The sequence below is a fragment of the Streptomyces sp. CO7 genome, from assembly GCF_053474865.1.
In genome coordinates, this window is sequence record NZ_JBRIOU010000002.1 from 389,740 (window position 1) to 391,806 (window position 2,067).

Annotated in this window: 4 protein-coding genes; all 4 read left to right on the forward strand. The window is 74.9% G+C overall.

The window, feature by feature from the left end:
- Positions 1 to 391, forward strand: a 391-nt coding sequence (locus ACOV8S_RS03695) for a DNA glycosylase AlkZ-like family protein (protein ID WP_448316078.1), incomplete at its 5' end; no start/stop codon positions are given.
- Positions 392 to 503: 112 nt separating this feature from the next.
- Positions 504 to 1,187: a response regulator gene (locus ACOV8S_RS03700; protein WP_448316079.1), complete on the forward strand. Its 684-nt coding sequence runs from the start codon at positions 504 to 506 to the stop codon at positions 1,185 to 1,187.
- Positions 1,188 to 1,342: 155 nt separating this feature from the next.
- Positions 1,343 to 1,834 (forward strand): universal stress protein, encoded by a 492-nt coding sequence (locus tag ACOV8S_RS03705; RefSeq protein WP_448316080.1) that lies wholly within the window; start codon positions 1,343 to 1,345, stop codon positions 1,832 to 1,834.
- A gap of 43 nt (positions 1,835 to 1,877) precedes the next feature.
- A partial coding sequence (locus ACOV8S_RS03710; RefSeq protein ID WP_448316081.1) for a universal stress protein occupies positions 1,878 to 2,067 on the forward strand: 190 nt, incomplete at its 3' end.

A 2,067-nucleotide genomic window follows, 5' to 3' on the forward strand; every position in this document is an offset into this window, starting at 1 on the left:
CTTCACGGACGAGAGGGGGACCGAACTCTTCGACCTCCCCGACGCCCCGCGCCCCGACCCGGACAGTCCCGCCCCGGTGCGCTTCCTCGCCGAGTACGACAACGCGGTCCTCTCGCACGCCGACCGTTCCCGGATCATCAGCCCCGCGAGCCAGCGCCGGATGATGACCCGCAACGCCGTGATCCCCGGCACCCTCCTGGTCGACGGCTTCGTCCGCGGCGTCTGGCGCAAGGAGAAGAAGGGCCGCGGAGCCGCCCGGCTGGTCGTCACTCCCTACGCCGTGCTGGGCGGGCGCGAACGCGAGGAGGTGGAGCGGGAGGGCGCCGCCCTGCTCGCGTTTCTGGCCCCCGGCGCCGACGAGGTCCTGGTCGAGCCGTCCGGCGACGCCTGACCGGGGACCTGGCCGACAGCCGGGGGTGGCCGCCGGGAACCGGATCGGGGAGGATGTCGGGTCGGCCGGTAGCCTGGCCAGTCGGTTCGGCCCGAGCAAAGAGGAGCGGCACATGACGGACGGCGAGCGGCCCGGACAGGACGAGCCGATCCGGGTCTTCCTGCTGGACGACCACGAGGTGGTCCGGCGTGGAGTGCACGACCTGCTCGACGACGAGCCGGACCTCACCGTGGTCGGGGAGGCCGGCACGGTCGAGCAGGCCCTGATCCGCATACCTGCCCTGCGCCCGCACGTCGCGGTGCTCGACGTGCGCCTCCCGGACGGCGACGGCGTGAGCGTGTGCCGCGAACTGCGGTCGCGGATGCCGGAGTTGGCTTGCCTGATGCTGACCTCCTTCGACGACGAGGAGGCGCTGCTCGACTCGATCATGGCCGGCGCCTCCGGGTACGTGCTGAAGCAGATCCAGGGCTCCGACCTGGTGTCGGCCGTGCGCGCGGTGGCCCGGGGCGAGTCGCTGCTCGACCCGAGCGCCACGGCGAGGCTGATGGCCCGCCTGCGGGGCGGACCGGAGGAGCAGGACGAGCTGACGGGGCTGACCGAGCGGGAGCGGGAGATCCTGGCCCTCGTCGGCGAGGGCCTCACCAACCGGCAGATCGGCCTGCGGCTGTACCTCGCGGAGAAGACGGTGAAGAACCACATCTCCCGCCTGCTCGCGAAGCTCGGCGTGGAGCGGCGCATCCAGGCGGCCGTGATCGCCACCCAGGCGAAGGACCGCCTGCGGCAGCGGACCGACTGAGCGCACCCGCCGGGCCACGGACCGGCCGACCCGGGTCGGCCGGGACCGTCGGGCCCCCGGGCCCGGGACCCTCGGCCCCGGCGGTGGGACCAGTGGCCTCTGCCGGGGAAGGGGCCCGGGGCGAAGACTCGCAGGAGCCTGAAGGAGGTTCCCCCATGACCCGCACCGTCACCGTCGGCCTGGACGGCTCGCCGGAAAGCCCCGCCGCCGACTGGGGCGCCCGCGAAGCCTTCCTGCGGGACCTGCCCCTGCGGTTGGTCAACGCCGCGGACCGGCAGCCTGCCGTCCACGTCTCCGCGACCCTCGCCGCACCGCTGCCGCCGAGCGACCTGCGGCGGGAGTGGTCGGCACGGCTCCCGGACGAGGCGCGGACCCACCTCGCGCGCCGTCACCCCGAGCTGCGGGTCGAGTCCCAGGAGCTCACCGGGCAGCCCGTCACGGCGCTGCTCCGGGCCGCGGAGGAGTCCGAGCTGCTGGTGCTGGGCTCGCGCGGCCTCGGCAGGATCGCCGGGTTCCTGGTCGGCTCCTTCTCCCAGGCGGTGCCGGCCCTCAGCGAGCGGCCGGCGGTCGGCACCCACATCGGCCCGGTCGTCCGGGCGCTGCTGCACCACGCCGCCGCGCCGGTCGCCGTCGTCCCGCACGACTGACGTGCGGGGGACCGGGCAGAACAGCGACGGAGGAGGAGACATCATGCGCCTGCCGCTCGTCGTCGGCGTCGACGGTTCCGAGCAGAGCCTCGGCGCCGTGGACTGGGCGGCCGACGAGGCCGCCCTGCGCGGCCTCCCGCTGCGGCTCGTCCACGCCTCCTTGTGGGAACGGTACGAGGGCCCCGCGCTCGCCGAGGAACTCGGCGGGCCGGCCGGCGGGGTGAGCGGCGGGC